Origin of the sequence: Aeromonas allosaccharophila (assembly GCF_016026615.1) — a bacterium.
Taxonomy (GTDB): Bacteria; Pseudomonadota; Gammaproteobacteria; order Enterobacterales; family Aeromonadaceae; genus Aeromonas; species Aeromonas allosaccharophila.
Genome location: NZ_CP065745.1, coordinates 58,710 through 73,977 on the forward strand (window position 1 = coordinate 58,710; position 15,268 = coordinate 73,977).

Below are 15,268 nucleotides of genomic sequence, written 5' to 3' on the forward strand. Positions count from 1 at the left end.
AGGCAGTTATGTTGCAACCTTACGCCTGGCGGCGACAGTTATGGCGGATGGCGTTTTTCTATTTGCCTTTCGCTCTGTTCGGTTGGCTGATTGATCATCTCCCCCTCTGCCTGTTGGTGGCGGCCGTGTGTCATCTGGGCTGGCACTATCGCTTCCAGAAGCGGCTGTCGGACTGGCTGTGGCACGATCGCAGTCTGGTGCCCCCCAGCGGCAGTGGCAGCTGGGAGTACATCTTCAACGGTATCTACAAGTTGCAGCAGCGTCACCGGGCCCGACGCCGCGAGCTGGCGGGGCTGATCCGCCGCTTTCGGGAGGGGGCCGAGGCGCTGCCCGATGCCGCCGTGGTGTTTCGCACCGACGGCAGTATCCTCTGGTGCAACCGGCTGGCGGAGCAACTGCTCGGTTTTCGCTGGCCGGAAGATGCCGGTCAGCATATTGGCAACCTCATTCGCAATCCGGCCTTTAACGCCTATCTGGACAAGGGGGCGTATGACGAGCCGCTGGAGATGAACTCCCCGGTCAACGAGGAGAAGTTTCTCGAGTTTCGCATCATGCCCTACGCCTCGGATCAGGCGATGCTGGTGGTGCGGGACGTCACCCGCCTGCGCAGTCTCGAGAAGACCCGCAAACACTTCGTCTCCAACGTCTCCCACGAGCTGCGCACCCCGCTGACCGTGCTCAAAGGTTATCTGGAGATGACCGAAGAGCCGCCCCCGCCCGCCATGTGGGCCAAGGCGCACAAGGTGATGATGGAGCAGACCATCCGGATGGACAATCTGGTCAATCAGCTGCTCACCCTGTCCCGTATCGAGGCGGCCCCCTCGGTGGATCTTTCCCATCTGGTGGACATGCCCGCCATGCTGGGGCTGCTGGAGCAGGAGGCGCGGGCGCTCTCGGGCGAGCGGGCCCACCAGATCGAATTTATGGTGCAGCCCAATTTGCTGGTGCGCGGGGATCAGGAGCAGCTGCGCAGTGCCGTCTCCAACCTGGTCTATAACGCCATCCACTACACCCCGGCGGGGCGCAAAATTACCGTGGAGTGGCGCAAGCAGGGGGCGATGGCGCTGTTTGCGGTGAGCGACGAGGGGGAAGGGATTGCCCCCGAGCATCTGGCGCGGCTGACCGAGCGGTTCTATCGGGTCGACAAGGCCCGTTCCCGCCATACCGGCGGCTCAGGGCTCGGCCTTGCCATCGTCAAGCACGCCCTCAGTCATCATGACTGCCAGCTCGATATCGAGAGTCGGGTCGGCCTTGGCAGCCGCTTCAGCTTTCTCATTCCAGCCCGCATGGTGGTGATTAAATAGTCTTTTATGGCAATAGGTTAGCGAAGGAGAGAGGGCGGCGACAGCGGCCCTCTTTTCATTTGGTCCATCGCCTCGCCATGTCATTAAAGTGTCACATTAAATCCATAAATTTGTCACTGCCAGGTCAGATACTGGCGCCGTCTTAAGAACGGACCTTCGGTAACTTTGACCAGATAACGCCACCGAGCGACGGCCAAAGTAACGGACTGCCAATTGACGATGACCTTTTGCCACAGTGGTGAGGGCATGGAATGTAACTCAACAAACTGGTCGGCGAGATCGGCGTTGAGCAAAGTTAACACCGTGTTTATGGACTGCGTTCTGCAACCTTGGAGAGATTGGATGAAACTCAACAAACTGGCTGGTGTAATCGGATTCACCGCAGCAACCCTGTTTTCTGTCAGCGCCCTGGCTGCCGGTGTGGATAAAGATCTGCCGGATTACACCCCGACCAGCGGCATTTCGGGCAACCTGTCCTCTGTCGGCTCGGACACCCTGGCCAACATGATGACCTTGTGGGCCGAAGAATTTAAGCGCATGTACCCCAACGTCAACGTGCAGATCCAGGCCGCCGGTTCTTCTACCGCGCCGACTGCCCTGACCGAAGGTGTTGCCCAGTTTGGTCCGATGAGCCGCGCCATGAAGGCCGGTGAAGAGGAAGCATTCGAGAAGCGTTACGGCTACAAGCCGACTGCCATTCGCGTTGCAGTCGATGCCCTGGCGGTGTTCGTCAACAAGGACAACCCCATCAAGGGGCTGACCATGCCGCAGATCGACGCCATCTTCTCCAGCACCCTCAAGTGCGGCGAGGCCAAGGCGGCCACCAAGTGGTCTGATCTGGGTCTGGACGGCAACTGGTCCGCTAAGGATCTGCAACTGTTCGGTCGCAACTCGGTATCCGGCACCTACGGTTACTTCAAGGAGCACGCCCTGTGTAACGGCGACTTCAAGAGCGGCGTGAACGAGCAGCCGGGTTCTGCCTCTGTGGTGCAGTCTGTCTCTGCCTCCCTGAACGGCATCGGCTACTCCGGTATCGGTTATGTCACCTCCGGCGTGCGTGCCGTTCCGCTCTCCAAGGATGGCAAGACCTTCATCGAAGCCAATGCCGACAACGCCATCACCGGCAAGTATCCGCTGTCGCGCTTCCTGTACGTTTACGTGAACAAGCATCCGAACAAGCCGCTCTCCCCGATGGAGCAAGAGTTCGTCAAGATGATGCTCTCCAAAGCGGGTCAAAGCATCGTTGCCAAAGATGGCTACGTGCCGGTGCCGGCCAAGGTAGTACAGGCTGACCTGAAAAAGCTGGGTATCATATAACTGCCTGCAGTCAGTATGCCCTGATAAAACGAGCCCAAGCGGGCTCGTTTTGTTTTTGGCGGCTGTCCGTTTTGTTAATAGCGCAGGATGGATATTTTTCCGCCAGCCGGGCGCTGGCTCCCTTGCGTCGCAGGGCGGCATTTCCGAGAATAGGGCAACGTCACGGCAAAGGATCCCTTCATGATTGCGTCTCTCACCAAGTTTGGCCTGGTAGCCCTCTGCAGTTCCCTGCTGGTCGCCTGCGCCCAGTCACCGACCGGCCGCAGCCAGATGCTGCTCTACTCTCCCCAGCAGATGAGTCAGCTGGGCGCCGACTCCTTCGAGCAGATGAAGAAGCAGGAGAAGGTGAGCAAGGATGCCAAACTCAACGGCTATGTCTCCTGTGTCGCTAAGGCGGTAACCGCCCAGGTGCCGGCCAGCTATGGCATCACCAGTTGGGAAGTGGTGGTGTTTGACTCCAAACAGGTCAACGCCTTCGCGCTGCCTGGTGGCAAGATCGGGGTCTACAGCGGTCTGCTCAAGGTGGCCAAGAATCAGGATCAGCTGGCGACCGTCATCGGCCACGAGCTGACTCACGTGCTGGCCCAGCACTCCAACGAGCGACTCTCTCGCAGCCAGCTGGCCGGACTCGGTCTGGCGGCCGCCGACATCGCCATGGGTACCAGCGAGTATCGCGGCGCCACCATGGCGGCCCTTGGCCTCGGGGTCGAGGTCGGGGTGATGCTGCCCTATGGCCGCACCCAGGAGAGCGAAGCGGACAGACTGGGACTGGAGCTGATGGCGCGCGCCGGTTTCAATCCGGCCGAAGCCGTTCCCCTGTGGCAGAACATGAGTGCCGCCGCCGGTGGCAACACCCCGCCGCAGTTGCTCTCCACCCACCCGAGCAACGAGAACCGGATCGCCGAGTTGCAGGCGCAGCAGGCGCAAGTGCTGCCGCTCTATGAGCAGGCCCGCGCCAACGGTCTGGTGCCCCAATGCAAGGCATAAGCCTGCGCATGGCGCGCAGCGACGATGCCGCCGCCATGACGGTGATGCAGCGAGCCAGCTGGCTCGCTGCCTATGGCCAGGTGCTCGGCGCCGACATGCTGGAGCAGCTCGATGTCACCGCCCATCTGCAGATCTGGCAGAGCCGTCTGGCCGAGCCAGGCCCAAGGCCCATGCTGCTCTGTCTCGATGAGGTGGTGATCGGCCTGCTCTACTGGCAACCACAGCAGGAAGCGGGGCAGAGCAGCGCCCTGATCCGCGCGTTTTACCTCCATCCCGATCACTGGCGACAAGGCTATGGCAAACGGCTGTGGCAGGCGGTGGCGATGCAGATGCGCCGCGCCGGTTGCCATAGCGTCAAATTGTGGCTGCTCGATGGCAACCACATTGGCGAGGGGTTCTACCTGCGCCGCGGCTTCGTCTTTGACGGCGAGGAGCGCACCCTGATTAGCCTCGGTCAGCCCTGCCTGCAGCGACAAATGAGCCGTTTGCTCTGATCACTCTCCCGTTTTTCGCCTCCGGTCACTTTATTTTTTTTGCGAATTAATACAATGTCCTCCCAGAACAGAGTGGAATAAACACGGGCTGACAAGGGAGTGCGGGCATGTATTACGGCTTTGATATCGGTGGTACCAAGATCGCCTTCGCGGTCTATGACGGTGCATTGAACCTCTGCCATGAGGAGCGCATGAGCACCCCCGGCAACGATTACGAGGGGTTGCAGCAGTTGATCCGTGCCCGGGTCGAGCAGGCAGATGCCCGCTTCGGCGCTCGGGGCTCGGTCGGCATCGGTTTCCCCGGCGTCATCAACAGCCACGATCACAGCATAGTGGCGGCCAACCTGCCCTCCATCAATGGTCGCCATCTGGGCGCCGATCTGGCCGAGTTGCTGGAACGGCCGGTCAAGGTGGATAACGACGCCAACTGCTTCCTCTGGTCCGAAGTGCATCAGGGCGCCGCCGACGGCGCAGGCAGTGCGCTCGGTGTCACCATCGGCACCGGTATCGGCGGCGCCGTCTATCTGGCGGGCAAGCTTATTCAGGGGCGTAACTGGCTGGCTGGCGAGATTGGTCACTACCCCTTGCCCGCGACCATGCTGATGAAGTACCCCGAGTTGCCCCGTCCCCGTTGCGGCTGCGGCCGTCTGGTCTGTTTTGAAACCTATGCCTCCGGCACCGGTCTGGAGCGTCTCTATCACCATTTCCATGGCCAGCGCGCCACGGGTCACCAGATTGTGGGACGCTTCGAGGCCCATGAGCCCCACGCAGTCGAGACCGTCGACTGCTGGCTGGAGATCATGGCCGCCGGGCTTGCTACCGCCATTTCGGTGATTGATCCCGAGGTGGTGGTGTTGGGGGGGGGCCTGAGTGAATTGCCCGCCCTCTATGAACAGTTGCCGCTGCGTCTGCCCGGTCACTTGCTGCCCGGGGTCGCCCTGCCCGAGATCCGTCAGGCCCGCTTCGGCGGCGCCGGTGGTGTGCGCGGCGCAGCCTTGCTCAATCTATGAGATCAGATGTGGGGTCTGATCTCCCCGATAAAGGAGTCCTCATGACCCGTCTTGAAATCTGTATCGACAACCTGGAATCCCTCTTCACCGCCCAGCAATCCGGGGCGGATCGCATCGAGCTCTGCTCTGCGCTGGGTCTGGGTGGCCTGACTCCCTCCTATGGCTTTATGCAGCTGGCTGCCCGCCACGCCACTGTGCCGGTGTACGCCATGATCCGTCCACGGGCCGGAGATTTTTGCTTCAACGACGGCGAGTTCGAGATGATGCTGCTGGATATCGCCGCTGCGCGCGCTGCGGGCCTGCAAGGGGTGGTGGTCGGTTTGCTGGATGAGGAGGGGCGGGTGCCTGCCGCCAAGCTCAAACAGCTGGTGGATGCTGCCGGCCCGTTGGGGGTCACCTTCCATCGCGCCATCGATCTCTCCTCCGACTGGCGCCTCGATCTGGAGACCATAGTCGCCGCCGGTTGCGAGCGCATTCTGAGTTCCGGTCATGCGGCCACTGCGTTGGCCGGGCTGGAAACCCTGCAGGAGATGCATCAGGTGTTGGCGGGCCGTGCCAGCCTGATGCCGGGCGCCGGGGTCAATGCCGACAACGTGCGCACCATCATCGAGTTCACCGGAGTGAGCGAAGTGCATATGTCCGGCATGGGTTGGCGCGGTGGCATGGTGCCCCATGGCGTCAACATGGGCACCTCGGACGACGGTCGGGTTAATATCACCGATGGCGCCAAGGTGGCTGCAGTCAGAGCCTTGCTCGACAAGGTGTGAGGAACGCAGCGCGGTGGCATGGTGCTTCTCTAAGTTCGCGGCGGTCAGAGCCTTGCTGGATCGCGGTTAAGCAGTTCGCCGCCGTTGGGCGGCGTTCATCCGCTTCTTGTGTGAAGTTCCTCCCACTGACGGGGAAATCAGGGGCGCCCCCGGCAGCACCCCGGCCAAAAGTCTGATATTATCCCGCCTCTTTACTACATGGATCTGGAGCAACATCTCAATGTCCCAATACGACTCTATCGAACAGAAGGCCAGCTATGGCATCGGCCGCAACATGGGTGATCAGCTGGCGCAGCAAGCTTTCGCCGGTCTGGATATCCCGGCCCTGCAACAAGGCCTGGCAGATGCCCTGAATGGTCTGGAGTTCGCGGTCAGCCGTGACGATATCAATGATGCCTTCCAGGTGATCACTGCGCGTATGCAAGAAGAGCAGGAAGCCGTTGCCAAGGCCGCAGCTGCTGACGGCGAAGCCTTCCTGGCTGACAACGCCAAGCGCGACGACGTGAAGGTGACCGACTCCGGTCTGCAGTACGAAGTGCTGGTCGAAGGCAACGGTGCCGTTCCGGTAGCCGGTCAGTCCGTTCGCGTTCACTACCACGGTACCTTCACCCACGGTGGTGTATTCGACAGCTCAGTCGCTCGCGGCCAGCCGGCCGAGTTCCCGGTGACCGGCGTGATCGCTGGTTGGGTTGAAGCACTGCAGATGATGCCGGTTGGTTCCAAGTGGAAGCTCTACATCCCCCACGATCTGGCCTACGGTGCCCGTGGCGCGGGCTCTATCCCGCCTTACTCTGCACTGGTATTTGAAGTCGAGCTGCTGGACATCCTGTGATCCTGCTGGCTTGATGCAAACGGCGACCCTCGGGTCGCCGTTTGTTTTTGGTGCGATGCGATAGCCAGCATGTGTCGCAGCCAGCGGGCTGTGGAGCAGAAAATGGCGACTCTTTTGCGCCATTGACTGGTTTTTTCAGCAACGGGAACAGGCATACTGCGACTCATGCGACCGAAGAAGGAGAACCCGATGAGCAAGAAGATGAATAAGGTAGCGGGGCTGGCCCTGTTGCTGCTGAGCATTCCGGCCAGTGCCGATGCCATGCGCTGCAAGAATGCGCTTATTACCGAGGGCGACACCACCGCCGAGATGCTGCTCAAGTGCGGTGAGCCCATGCTGCGAGAAGAGCTCAACCGCAACGAGGAGAACCAGTTTGGCAACCTGGTGCAGGTCAAATATGGCGAACGCTGGACCTACAACTTCGGCAAGAACGAGTTCATGCGCTTCGTGACGGTGCGCAACGGCATCATTACCGACATCGAAAACGGCCCGCGCGGCGACTAGCCGGCGGGCAAAGCATGGATGCACAACAGACAGTAGGGCAAGACCCTTTGACTCACATGTCCGGCAAGGGCTCGTTGTGACGAAGCTGGCTGACGGCCTGATTGATCTGGCGAGCCAGTCGTAGCCGTTGGCGGCAGGTCAAGCCATGGAGGCTGATCCTGCCTGCGTTGAATTCAAATGTCCCCAGCGACTCGATGGCAAAATAGCCTCGGTGAAAGCTCTTGATGTAGCGAGCGATCTGTCGTGGGGATAACTGCTTGAACACCTTCATCACATGGTTTCCTGATTGCCGGGACAGGGCACACTATGGTGTCGGTCGATGACACCGAGATGACGGTTTATAAAGATTTGCATGAATCCTCATTCTGGCGAAGGGCACCATAAAAAGGGCCGCCACGGCAGAAAAAGTAGTGCCATGACAACGAGCAGCACCGATATACTGCGGGCTTGAATGGAACAAACGAAAGGGCCTGGGCGTGGAATGGGTTGATGTGGTGGACGGGAATAACCGGGTGATTGGCGTGGCCGAGCGAGCCAAGGTGCGGCGGGAGAATCTCTGCCATCGCGCCAGCTATATTCTGGTGCTCGACGACGCGGACCGGATCCTGGTGCAGCGACGCACCCTCAGCAAGGATTTCTGCCCTGGCATGCTGGATGCCTGCGCCGGTGGTGTGGTCACGACCGGTGAGGAGATGGAACCCTCCGCCCGCCGCGAGCTGGCCGAGGAGTTGGGCATTGCCGATGTCCCCCTGCAGGGCTTTGGCAGCTTTTATGCCGAAGGGGATGGCTATCGGGTCTGGGGCGGTCTCTTCAGTTGCCGCTATCAGGGGCCGCTGCAACTGCAGGCCGAAGAGGTGAGCGCGGTACACTGGATGAGCCTGGCCGAAATTGCCGAGCGCGCCAACGAATTTACCCCCGACTCCCTGCTCGCCATCGCCACCTGGCAGGCGAGACGCTGACAAGCGTCAGACATTTTTCTTGCCAGAGACAAAACGGGCAGCCTGATGGCTGCCCGTTTGCATTTGTGCGTCTGTCTAGGTGGCTACACCAGCTTGAGGCGCCGGTTGGTGCGCCCGCACGCGCTGTGCTTGGCGAGCCAGTGACCTTGCCAGTCGGTGACCAGCCGCAGCAGTGGATACTCCAGATCGAGCCGGGTCACCACCAGCTGGCCCGTTTCATCGCCGCTCACGGGGTTGCCGCTGGCGGGATCGATGATTTCGACGATGCAGCTCTCGTTGACGATAAAACCCTGACCGGGCTGACTCTCGTAGGCCACCACCCCCACATCCTGCCACACCAGACAGTTGAGGGCCGCAATGCCGTGAACGGCGCGCAGTGGTGCGGTTTCAGGATGGGTGGCTTCGCACAGCAGGGCGCGGCGCAGCGAGTCGGTGGGGATCTCCGCCGCCTCGGCCGCTTCCAGCAGGTCGAGCAGGGTTACCAGCGGACCGACGTAGCCGGTAGGTTGATAGCGCAGCAGCGCCTCCAGCTGGCGTTGGGTATCGTGTGGCCCGCAGGGCACCACGGGGGCGCCCAGCTGGCGGGCGCCGTTATCGAAGATAAAGGCGGTGGGGCCGGCGTGATAGTCGTGGCCGTTGAGCATCACTTCCCCCGCCTTGAAACCGGCGGCAAACAGCGCCCGGGCGGCGCCCCACCAGTCTGCCCCGGCATACTCGGGGATGGCCAGCTGGCCCGGACAGGAGAAGACCCGTAGCGCCTGACTGGCCGGACGGCCGGTGAGACCGGCAAAGGGGGGGTGAGCCTGCTGGGCGGCAAACAGCTCTGTGGTGTCGAGCAGCGGCAGGGTGGCCAGCTCTGACAGATCCTCGAGGTGACACTGACGATAGGCGCTGGAGTAACCGGCGCAGTACTGACTGACATGGGTAAGCTGATGATTGAGCTGGTCCAGTTGCTGCTGTTCGCGCAGGGCGGGGGGACGAATTTCCAGACCATCGTAGTAGTGTTGCATGGGGCCTCCTGGCGCCGTGAAACCTGCTCAAGAGTAGTCTGCCCGAGCGGAAAATGCCCGTCCGCCATCGGTGATCCGGCTCACGGTTCCGGTTGGGATGGCTCATCACATCGGGTTAAACTGGCGACTTTCCACCACGACTCAGGATGAGAAGCCATGATTGCTGTCGGACAACCCCTGCCTGCGGGCGAATTTACCTTTATTACCCCGGAGGGCAAGCAGCAGCGGGATAGCCACACGCTGTTCGCCGGTAAAAAAGTGGTGCTGTTTGCGGTGCCCGGCGCCTTTACCCCTACCTGCTCTAATGCCCATCTGCCCGGTTATGTGGTGCTGGCCGATCAGTTTATGGCCAAAGGGGTGGATGCCATCTGTTGTCTGTCGGTCAACGACGCCTTCGTGATGCGGGCCTGGCAGACGGCCCAGAATGCCGAGGCCATCACCATGCTGGCGGATGGCGATGGCAGCTGGACTCGGGCGCTGGGCCTTGCCAAGGATACCGGCGCCTTTGGCGGCATCCGCGCCCAGCGCTTTGCCTTGATCGCCAACGATGGTGTGGTCGAGCAGCTGTTTGTGGAGGCGCCTGGCAAGTTCGAGCTCTCCGATGCCGCGAGCCTGCTGGCCGCGCTGTGAAATGTTAATCACGGTTTGATTTCCCCTTGAATTGGGAAATGGCATCGCTACACTGGGCGCCACTTTCCCATGGTGCCGGCAGGGTTTGCTGGCGCTCCTGTTTGCTGATGAAGAGATGAAGATCCTATGACCCTGGCTTTTGTTGCCCTGATTGCCGGACTGGCGCTGCTGGTCTGGAGTGCTGACAAGTTTGTCGATGGCGCTGCCGCCACCGCCCGTTATGCGGGGATGCCGCCGCTGCTGATCGGCATGGTGATCATCGGTTTTGGCACGTCGGCACCGGAGATGGTGGTCTCGGCGCTGGCTGCCTCTCAGGGCAATCCCGGCTTGGCGCTCGGCAATGCCTATGGCTCCAACATCACCAACATTGCGCTGATCCTGGGTCTGACCGCCCTGATCAGTCCCATCGCGGTGGCCTCTCAGGTGGTGCGCAAGGAGATCCCGATCCTGCTCGGCATTACCCTGCTCTCCGGCGCCCTGCTGATGGATGGTCATCTGGGTCGGATGGATGCGGCTATTCTCGGCGTCGTCTTCGTTGCCCTGATGGGCTGGTCCATCCGGGCTGGCATGAATGGCAAGGGAGATGCGCTGGATAGCGAGACCGCCGAGGATATCGAAAGCGAGGGGATGTCCCTCAAGAGCGCCATTATCTGGTTGGTTGTCGGGCTGGTGTTGCTGATCGGTGCATCCCGCTTGCTGGTGTGGGGGGCGGTGACCATCGCTCAGGCGCTCGGCATCAGCGATCTGGTGATTGGCCTCACCATAGTGGCGGTCGGGACCTCGTTGCCTGAGCTGGCGTCATCGCTGATCGCCATTCGCAAGAACGAGCATGATCTGGCGCTCGGCAACGTGATCGGCTCCAACCTGTTCAATACTCTGGCAGTGGTGGGGATTGCGGCAGCGATTCACCCGCTTGACGTGGCGTCCGAGGTGCTTACCCGTGACTGGAGCATCATGATGGGGCTCACCCTGTTGCTGCTGGTAATGTGTCTGGGTCGCAAGGGGCAGGGGCGGATCAACCGGCTGGAGGGGGGGGTGCTGCTGGCCTGCTTCGTTGCCTATACCGGTTGGTTGCTGACCAGCCAGTTTATCTGATTGGCGTTGGTGAAATGAGAGAGGGGGAAGCTTAAGCTTCCCCCTCTTGTTTTTGCTCGGTGAGCCTGTTGGCCGTCAGGCTACTGCCACCAGCTTTTGCCCCTTCTGGCTGCTGTCCAGAATGAGGATGCTCGCCTTGGGGAAGAAGTTGAAGGTGGAGGCCGAGGCCCAGGTGTAGGCACCCATTACCTTGCCTACCACCAGCTCGCCGATAGCCAGATCCGGCAGCATGATCCCTTCGCGGATCACGTCCACGCTGTCGCAGGTGGGGCCGGAGAGCACCGAGTTGTGCTGCTCGCCACTGGCATAGGGCGTGCTCACCGGATAGGTGACATGGTCATAGAGCTGGCCGTTGTAGCTGCCGTAGAGGCCGTCATCCAGGTAGTACCAGATCTTGTCGCCACGGTGGGCCTTGCCCATCACGCTGGCGACCGAGGTCATGGCTGGCGCGCTGATAAAGCGGCCCGGTTCGGCAATTTTCTGCACGGTGGCGGGCAGCTTGGCCAACGCTTCGCGGATCGGGGCGCAGAAGCCGTCGATGTCGAACTCGCCGCCCTCATAGTCGACCGGGAAACCGCCGCCGATATCCAGCACCCAGGGCTTGAGCCCGAGCGCCCAGGCCTGCTCCATGATCTCGCGGCAGGCGTCGATGGCCTGCACATGGCGACGGGCGTGAGGCACCTGGGAGCCGACGTGGAACGACAGCCCCATCACCTTGATCCCCTTGGCGTGCGCCAGTTGCAGCAGCGGCAGCGCCTGCTCCGGGGTGCAGCCGAATTTCTTGGAGAGATCGACCTTGGTCTCGGGGTTCGGGAAGCTGACCCGCAGCAGCAGTTTCACTTCGTCCTTGTAGGGAATGAACTTCTCCAGCTCCAGCGGGTTGTCGTAGACAAACACGGTGCAGCCGAACTCCAGCGCATAGCGGATATCGCTGTCGCGCTTGATGGGATGGGTATGAATGCAACGTCCCGGGCGAACCCCCTGACTGCGCACCAGATCCACTTCGCCATTGGTGGCCAGATCGAAACAGGCCCCCTCTTCCTTCAAGACAGAGACCACAGCTTCATGGGGCAGGGGCTTGAGTGCATAGTGCAATCGTACATCGGGCAGGGCGGCGGCCAGCGCCCGATACTGTTTGCGGACGGCTGCCTTGTCGAGCAGCAGCAGGGGGGAGCCGAATTGTTCAACCAGCTGACGGTAATCTTGTGCGACCACATCTTTTGCAACCAGGGTCTCGTTCATTCTCTTTTGGTCATCCTTAGGGGGCGTGATATGCCCAAGCCATATGCGATTGAACCGGCGACGGCCGGGTCAGGCGAGCGGTCCGGTGGGACCAACCAAACGCAGTGCATAAATTGATGGCAAAGTGCTTGGTTATGCGCCGGATTATCGGCTTATTGATTCTGTGTGCAAGCATTTTGATTGAATATGTTGGCAAGATTTTCTTGGCGAAACGAGAGGGAGCACTGTTCTCTATCCGGCACTTTTTCCGTTTGGGCCGCATGTCATCTGCGAGCGTCTAACTTGTTGATAGTTAACTAACATTTAACATCCTTGCCAATGTTCCGGTGGCAACAAAAAAAGTACAAACGGGGATGGCCAATTGCGAGACAGCTCACATTTTTTGGATTAACATGCCAGCTTCCTAATCCAAACTAGTTCGGATGAAGGTAGCAGGAGAGCGATGGGGGACCATCCACCGAAGAAGTGAATCTTTCAGGTACCGGGCAACCGGTGTGGACTGCTACTGGACGATACTCTGGAGAGACCCGTTAAATCGGGCGCCGAAGGAGCAAGGCACCATGACTACCCGCAAGGGCAGGCAGGCGCCGGAAACTCTCAGGCAAAAGGACAGAGGGGATGGGATGGTTGTACCTGAGCTTGGAACTGTTCACGATCTGTAACGAGAGGTCGTCAGCAAGGTAAAGAGCAGCGCAGGAACCGGAGTGTATGTGAATACATGAGGCTTCCGAGCAGCGCATGAGCCTTGATCACGGCCTCGCAGTAAGAGTGTGAACACGTTCTTGGCCTGCATCCGATCGCCTCTGGGGATCGCGACACCTATGGGAAGATCATCCTTCTCCTCCTTAATCTTTGTTTTTTAAGGAGGATGCATGTCATCAATTCAATCGGCGTTAACCGCCATCGATAGTTTTATCTGGGGCCCGCCCCTGCTGATCCTGCTGGTCGGGACCGGTATCTATCTCACCCTGCGTCTGGGTCTGCTTCAAGTTGTGCGCTTGCCGCTCGCTCTGCGTCTGGTCTTTGGTCGCGATCAGGGGCAGGGCAAGCAGGGGGATGTCTCCAGCTTCGGCGCCCTCTGCACCGCCCTCTCTGCCACCATTGGTACCGGCAACATCGTCGGCGTCGCCACTGCCATCAAGCTGGGCGGCCCCGGTGCCCTGTTCTGGATGTGGATGGCGGCGCTGTTCGGCATGGCCACCAAGTACGCCGAGTGCTTGCTGGCGGTCAAATACCGCGAGCAGGATGCCAACGGCCAGATGGCTGGCGGCCCCATGTACTATCTGGAGAAGGGGCTGGGTTCCAAACCGCTGGCCAAGCTGTTTGCCCTGTTCGGCATCGGCGTGGCCTTCTTCGGCATCGGTACCTTCCCGCAGGTCAACGCCATCTCCGACGCCATGAGCCTCTCCTTCTCGGTGCCCCGTGAAGCGACTGCCGTGGTGTTGACCCTGATCGTAGCGCTGGTGACCCTGGGGGGGATCCAGTCCATCTCCAGCGTGTCGAGCAAGGTAGTGCCCTTCATGGCCATCTTCTACATCGTCGCCTGTCTCGGCGTGCTGGTGAACAACGCCAGCGCTCTGCCCGATGCCGTCATGCTGGTGATCGAGAGTGCCTTCACCGGCCATGCGGCGACCGGCGGCTTTGTCGGTGCCAGCATCATGCTGGCCATTCAGTCCGGGGTGGCGCGCGGGGTCTTCTCCAACGAGTCGGGGCTGGGCTCCGCGCCCATCGCGGCGGCGGCGGCCAAGACCGACTCCTGCGTGGAGCAGGGGCTGGTCTCCATGACCGGCACCTTCATCGACACCATCATCATCTGCACCATGACCGGCCTGACTCTGGTGGTGACCGGGGTATGGGGTGGCGACTTGAGTGGTGCGGCCATGACCAGTGCCGCCTTTGCGCAAGGACTGGATGCCCATATTGGCCAGTATCTGGTGAGCATTGGTCTGCTGTTCTTCGCCTTTACCACCATCCTTGGCTGGAACTACTATGGCGAGCGCTGTACCGAGTACCTGTTCGGGGTGAAGGCGATCAAGCCCTACCGCCTCATCTATCTGGCTCTGGTGGCGAGCGGCGCCTTCCTCCATCTGGATATGATTTGGTTGCTGGCGGATATCGTCAACGGTCTGATGGCGGTGCCCAACCTCATCGGCCTGATTGGTCTGCGTCATGTGGTGATCGCCGAGACTCGCGCCTACTTTGGCCGCGATTGCGATACGGAGTCAGAGCCCGAGCCGCAGACGGCCTGAACGCCTCCGTTCGTTCCACGTTCGCCTTGAAAAGAACAAGCCACGACCTGATGTCGTGGCTTTTTTGTGCGCGGCACTATTTCCATGGACGGGCGTGTTCCCTCTCCCTCCGGGAGAGGGTCAGGGTGAGGGGGACTGCCCCTCGCTCAGCAGGCTCTCCAGACGTGCTCGCACCTTCTCCACCAGTGCCTGATTGCTACCGCGCCAATCAATGCAGCTTGCCAGTGTGGTGGAGGTTCCCGTCATAAAGCGCAGTTCGCCGCCCGCCAGTTCGTAGAAGCGGCTCGCCATCCTGGTTCCCTCATCCACATCACCGGCCACCAGCAGCATGGCTTGTGCCAGCACGGCGCCCTGGTGATCCTGCCCCGGCGCCAGCCAGCGCTGGGCGGTGCCGGTGATCTTGCGTCCCCCGATCACCAGATTGTACTGGCCATCGCAAAAGGAGCCGGGCACGAAGTCATAGCTTCCCGCAAGGCCGTACTCCGCCAACAGGGTCAGCAGCGGCGCGCCCAGCAGCCGGTAGTAGTGGGCCAGATCTGTGGTGGTGCGGGGCAATAGCAAGGAGAGGTTGAGAATACCCGCTCCGTGGGGCACGGCGGTGCCGCCGCTGTCGCGCACATGTACCGGCCAACCTTCAACTGCAAGTTGCTGGCAGGCGGCTTCGTAATGGGGGAGGCGAGTATCCTTGCGGGTGACAATCAGGCATTGGGGCGCCTGCCAGAGGTGAGCTCGGGGCTGGCCATCACGGGCACAGTCGCGCAGCCAGTGCTGCTCTTGCGCCAGTATCTGTGCGGGTGAAGCGGTATCGGGGAGGGGAGATAGCAGGCGATAGGGCATGGCGGCATCCTCAAAAAAGGCTGCCCAGCAC

The 15,268-nt window shown here is 60.9% G+C and carries 16 protein-coding genes and 1 riboswitch; of the genes, 12 read left to right on the forward strand and 4 right to left on the reverse strand.

The genetic code is table 11. The features are described 5' to 3' along the window. Positions 1 to 8 precede the first annotated feature (8 nt). The 8 genes from phoR to I6G90_RS00285 all read left to right on the forward strand — a co-directional run bounded on the left by phoR (position 9) and on the right by I6G90_RS00285 (position 7,215). A complete protein-coding gene (phoR, locus tag I6G90_RS00250; RefSeq protein ID WP_197929153.1) occupies positions 9 to 1,304 on the forward strand; it encodes a phosphate regulon sensor histidine kinase PhoR in 1,296 nt (431 codons plus the stop codon). 342 nt (positions 1,305 to 1,646) lie between these two features. Then, positions 1,647 to 2,621: a PstS family phosphate ABC transporter substrate-binding protein gene (locus I6G90_RS00255; protein WP_197929155.1), complete on the forward strand. Its 975-nt coding sequence runs from the start codon at positions 1,647 to 1,649 to the stop codon at positions 2,619 to 2,621. 180 nt (positions 2,622 to 2,801) lie between these two features. Next, positions 2,802 to 3,608 carry a M48 family metallopeptidase gene (locus I6G90_RS00260; protein WP_197929157.1) on the forward strand — a complete coding sequence of 269 codons (807 nt, stop codon included), beginning with the start codon at positions 2,802 to 2,804 and terminating at the stop codon, positions 3,606 to 3,608. Next, on the forward strand, positions 3,596 to 4,102 hold the full coding sequence (locus I6G90_RS00265) for a GNAT family N-acetyltransferase (RefSeq protein WP_042658014.1): 507 nt from the start codon (positions 3,596 to 3,598) through the stop codon (positions 4,100 to 4,102). Before I6G90_RS00260 ends, I6G90_RS00265 begins: the two co-directional genes overlap by 13 nt. A 107-nt stretch (positions 4,103 to 4,209) precedes the next feature. Then, complete coding sequence (locus I6G90_RS00270) at positions 4,210 to 5,112, forward strand: ROK family protein (protein ID WP_058052778.1); 903 nt, start codon at positions 4,210 to 4,212, stop codon at positions 5,110 to 5,112. A 41-nt stretch (positions 5,113 to 5,153) separates the two neighbouring features. Continuing rightward, positions 5,154 to 5,879: a copper homeostasis protein CutC gene (locus tag I6G90_RS00275; protein ID WP_197929159.1), complete on the forward strand. Its 726-nt coding sequence runs from the start codon at positions 5,154 to 5,156 to the stop codon at positions 5,877 to 5,879. A gap of 220 nt (positions 5,880 to 6,099) precedes the next feature. Continuing rightward, on the forward strand, positions 6,100 to 6,711 hold the full coding sequence (locus tag I6G90_RS00280; RefSeq protein WP_042058897.1) for an FKBP-type peptidyl-prolyl cis-trans isomerase: 612 nt from the start codon (positions 6,100 to 6,102) through the stop codon (positions 6,709 to 6,711). A 189-nt stretch (positions 6,712 to 6,900) separates the two neighbouring features. Further along, positions 6,901 to 7,215 carry a DUF2845 domain-containing protein gene (locus tag I6G90_RS00285; protein ID WP_005343911.1) on the forward strand — a complete coding sequence of 105 codons (315 nt, stop codon included), beginning with the start codon at positions 6,901 to 6,903 and terminating at the stop codon, positions 7,213 to 7,215. Between the two features lie 52 nt (positions 7,216 to 7,267). Here the strand turns inward: I6G90_RS00285 and I6G90_RS00290 are convergent, their stop codons facing one another. Further along, positions 7,268 to 7,486, reverse strand: a complete 219-nt coding sequence (locus tag I6G90_RS00290; protein WP_111805429.1) for a DUF1107 family protein — start codon at positions 7,484 to 7,486, stop codon at positions 7,268 to 7,270. Positions 7,487 to 7,691: 205 nt separating this feature from the next. Here I6G90_RS00290 and yfcD point away from each other — a divergent pair, with 205 nt between their 5' ends. Then, entirely contained in the window at positions 7,692 to 8,174 is a 483-nt protein-coding gene (yfcD, locus tag I6G90_RS00295; RefSeq protein ID WP_232254386.1) for an NUDIX hydrolase YfcD, read from the forward strand. An 83-nt stretch (positions 8,175 to 8,257) separates the two neighbouring features. Here the strand turns inward: yfcD and I6G90_RS00300 are convergent, their stop codons facing one another. After that, complete coding sequence (locus I6G90_RS00300; protein WP_197929161.1) at positions 8,258 to 9,184, reverse strand: phenylacetate--CoA ligase family protein; 927 nt, start codon at positions 9,182 to 9,184, stop codon at positions 8,258 to 8,260. 156 nt (positions 9,185 to 9,340) lie between these two features. Here I6G90_RS00300 and I6G90_RS00305 point away from each other — a divergent pair, with 156 nt between their 5' ends. Together I6G90_RS00305 and I6G90_RS00310 are read left to right on the forward strand one after the other, a co-directional pair. Next, positions 9,341 to 9,814: a peroxiredoxin gene (locus tag I6G90_RS00305; RefSeq protein WP_197929163.1), complete on the forward strand. Its 474-nt coding sequence runs from the start codon at positions 9,341 to 9,343 to the stop codon at positions 9,812 to 9,814. Positions 9,815 to 9,940: 126 nt separating this feature from the next. Beyond that, positions 9,941 to 10,909, forward strand: coding sequence for a calcium/sodium antiporter (locus I6G90_RS00310; protein ID WP_197929165.1), 969 nt, complete (start codon positions 9,941 to 9,943; stop codon positions 10,907 to 10,909). Positions 10,910 to 10,984: 75 nt separating this feature from the next. Here I6G90_RS00310 and I6G90_RS00315 read toward each other — a convergent pair whose 3' ends face one another. After that, positions 10,985 to 12,151 carry a type III PLP-dependent enzyme gene (locus I6G90_RS00315; protein ID WP_058052784.1) on the reverse strand — a complete coding sequence of 389 codons (1,167 nt, stop codon included), beginning with the start codon at positions 12,149 to 12,151 and terminating at the stop codon, positions 10,985 to 10,987. Between the two features lie 507 nt (positions 12,152 to 12,658). Beyond that, positions 12,659 to 12,774: riboswitch (glycine riboswitch) on the forward strand. A 249-nt stretch (positions 12,775 to 13,023) separates the two neighbouring features. Here I6G90_RS00315 and I6G90_RS00320 point away from each other — a divergent pair. Beyond that, positions 13,024 to 14,400, forward strand: a complete 1,377-nt coding sequence (locus tag I6G90_RS00320; RefSeq protein ID WP_058052785.1) for an alanine/glycine:cation symporter family protein — start codon at positions 13,024 to 13,026, stop codon at positions 14,398 to 14,400. A 120-nt stretch (positions 14,401 to 14,520) separates the two neighbouring features. On the opposite strand, the gene I6G90_RS00325 is transcribed toward I6G90_RS00320, so the two are convergent. Next, a complete protein-coding gene (locus I6G90_RS00325; RefSeq protein ID WP_197929167.1) occupies positions 14,521 to 15,237 on the reverse strand; it encodes a lipoyl protein ligase domain-containing protein in 717 nt (238 codons plus the stop codon). Positions 15,238 to 15,268 lie beyond the last annotated feature (31 nt).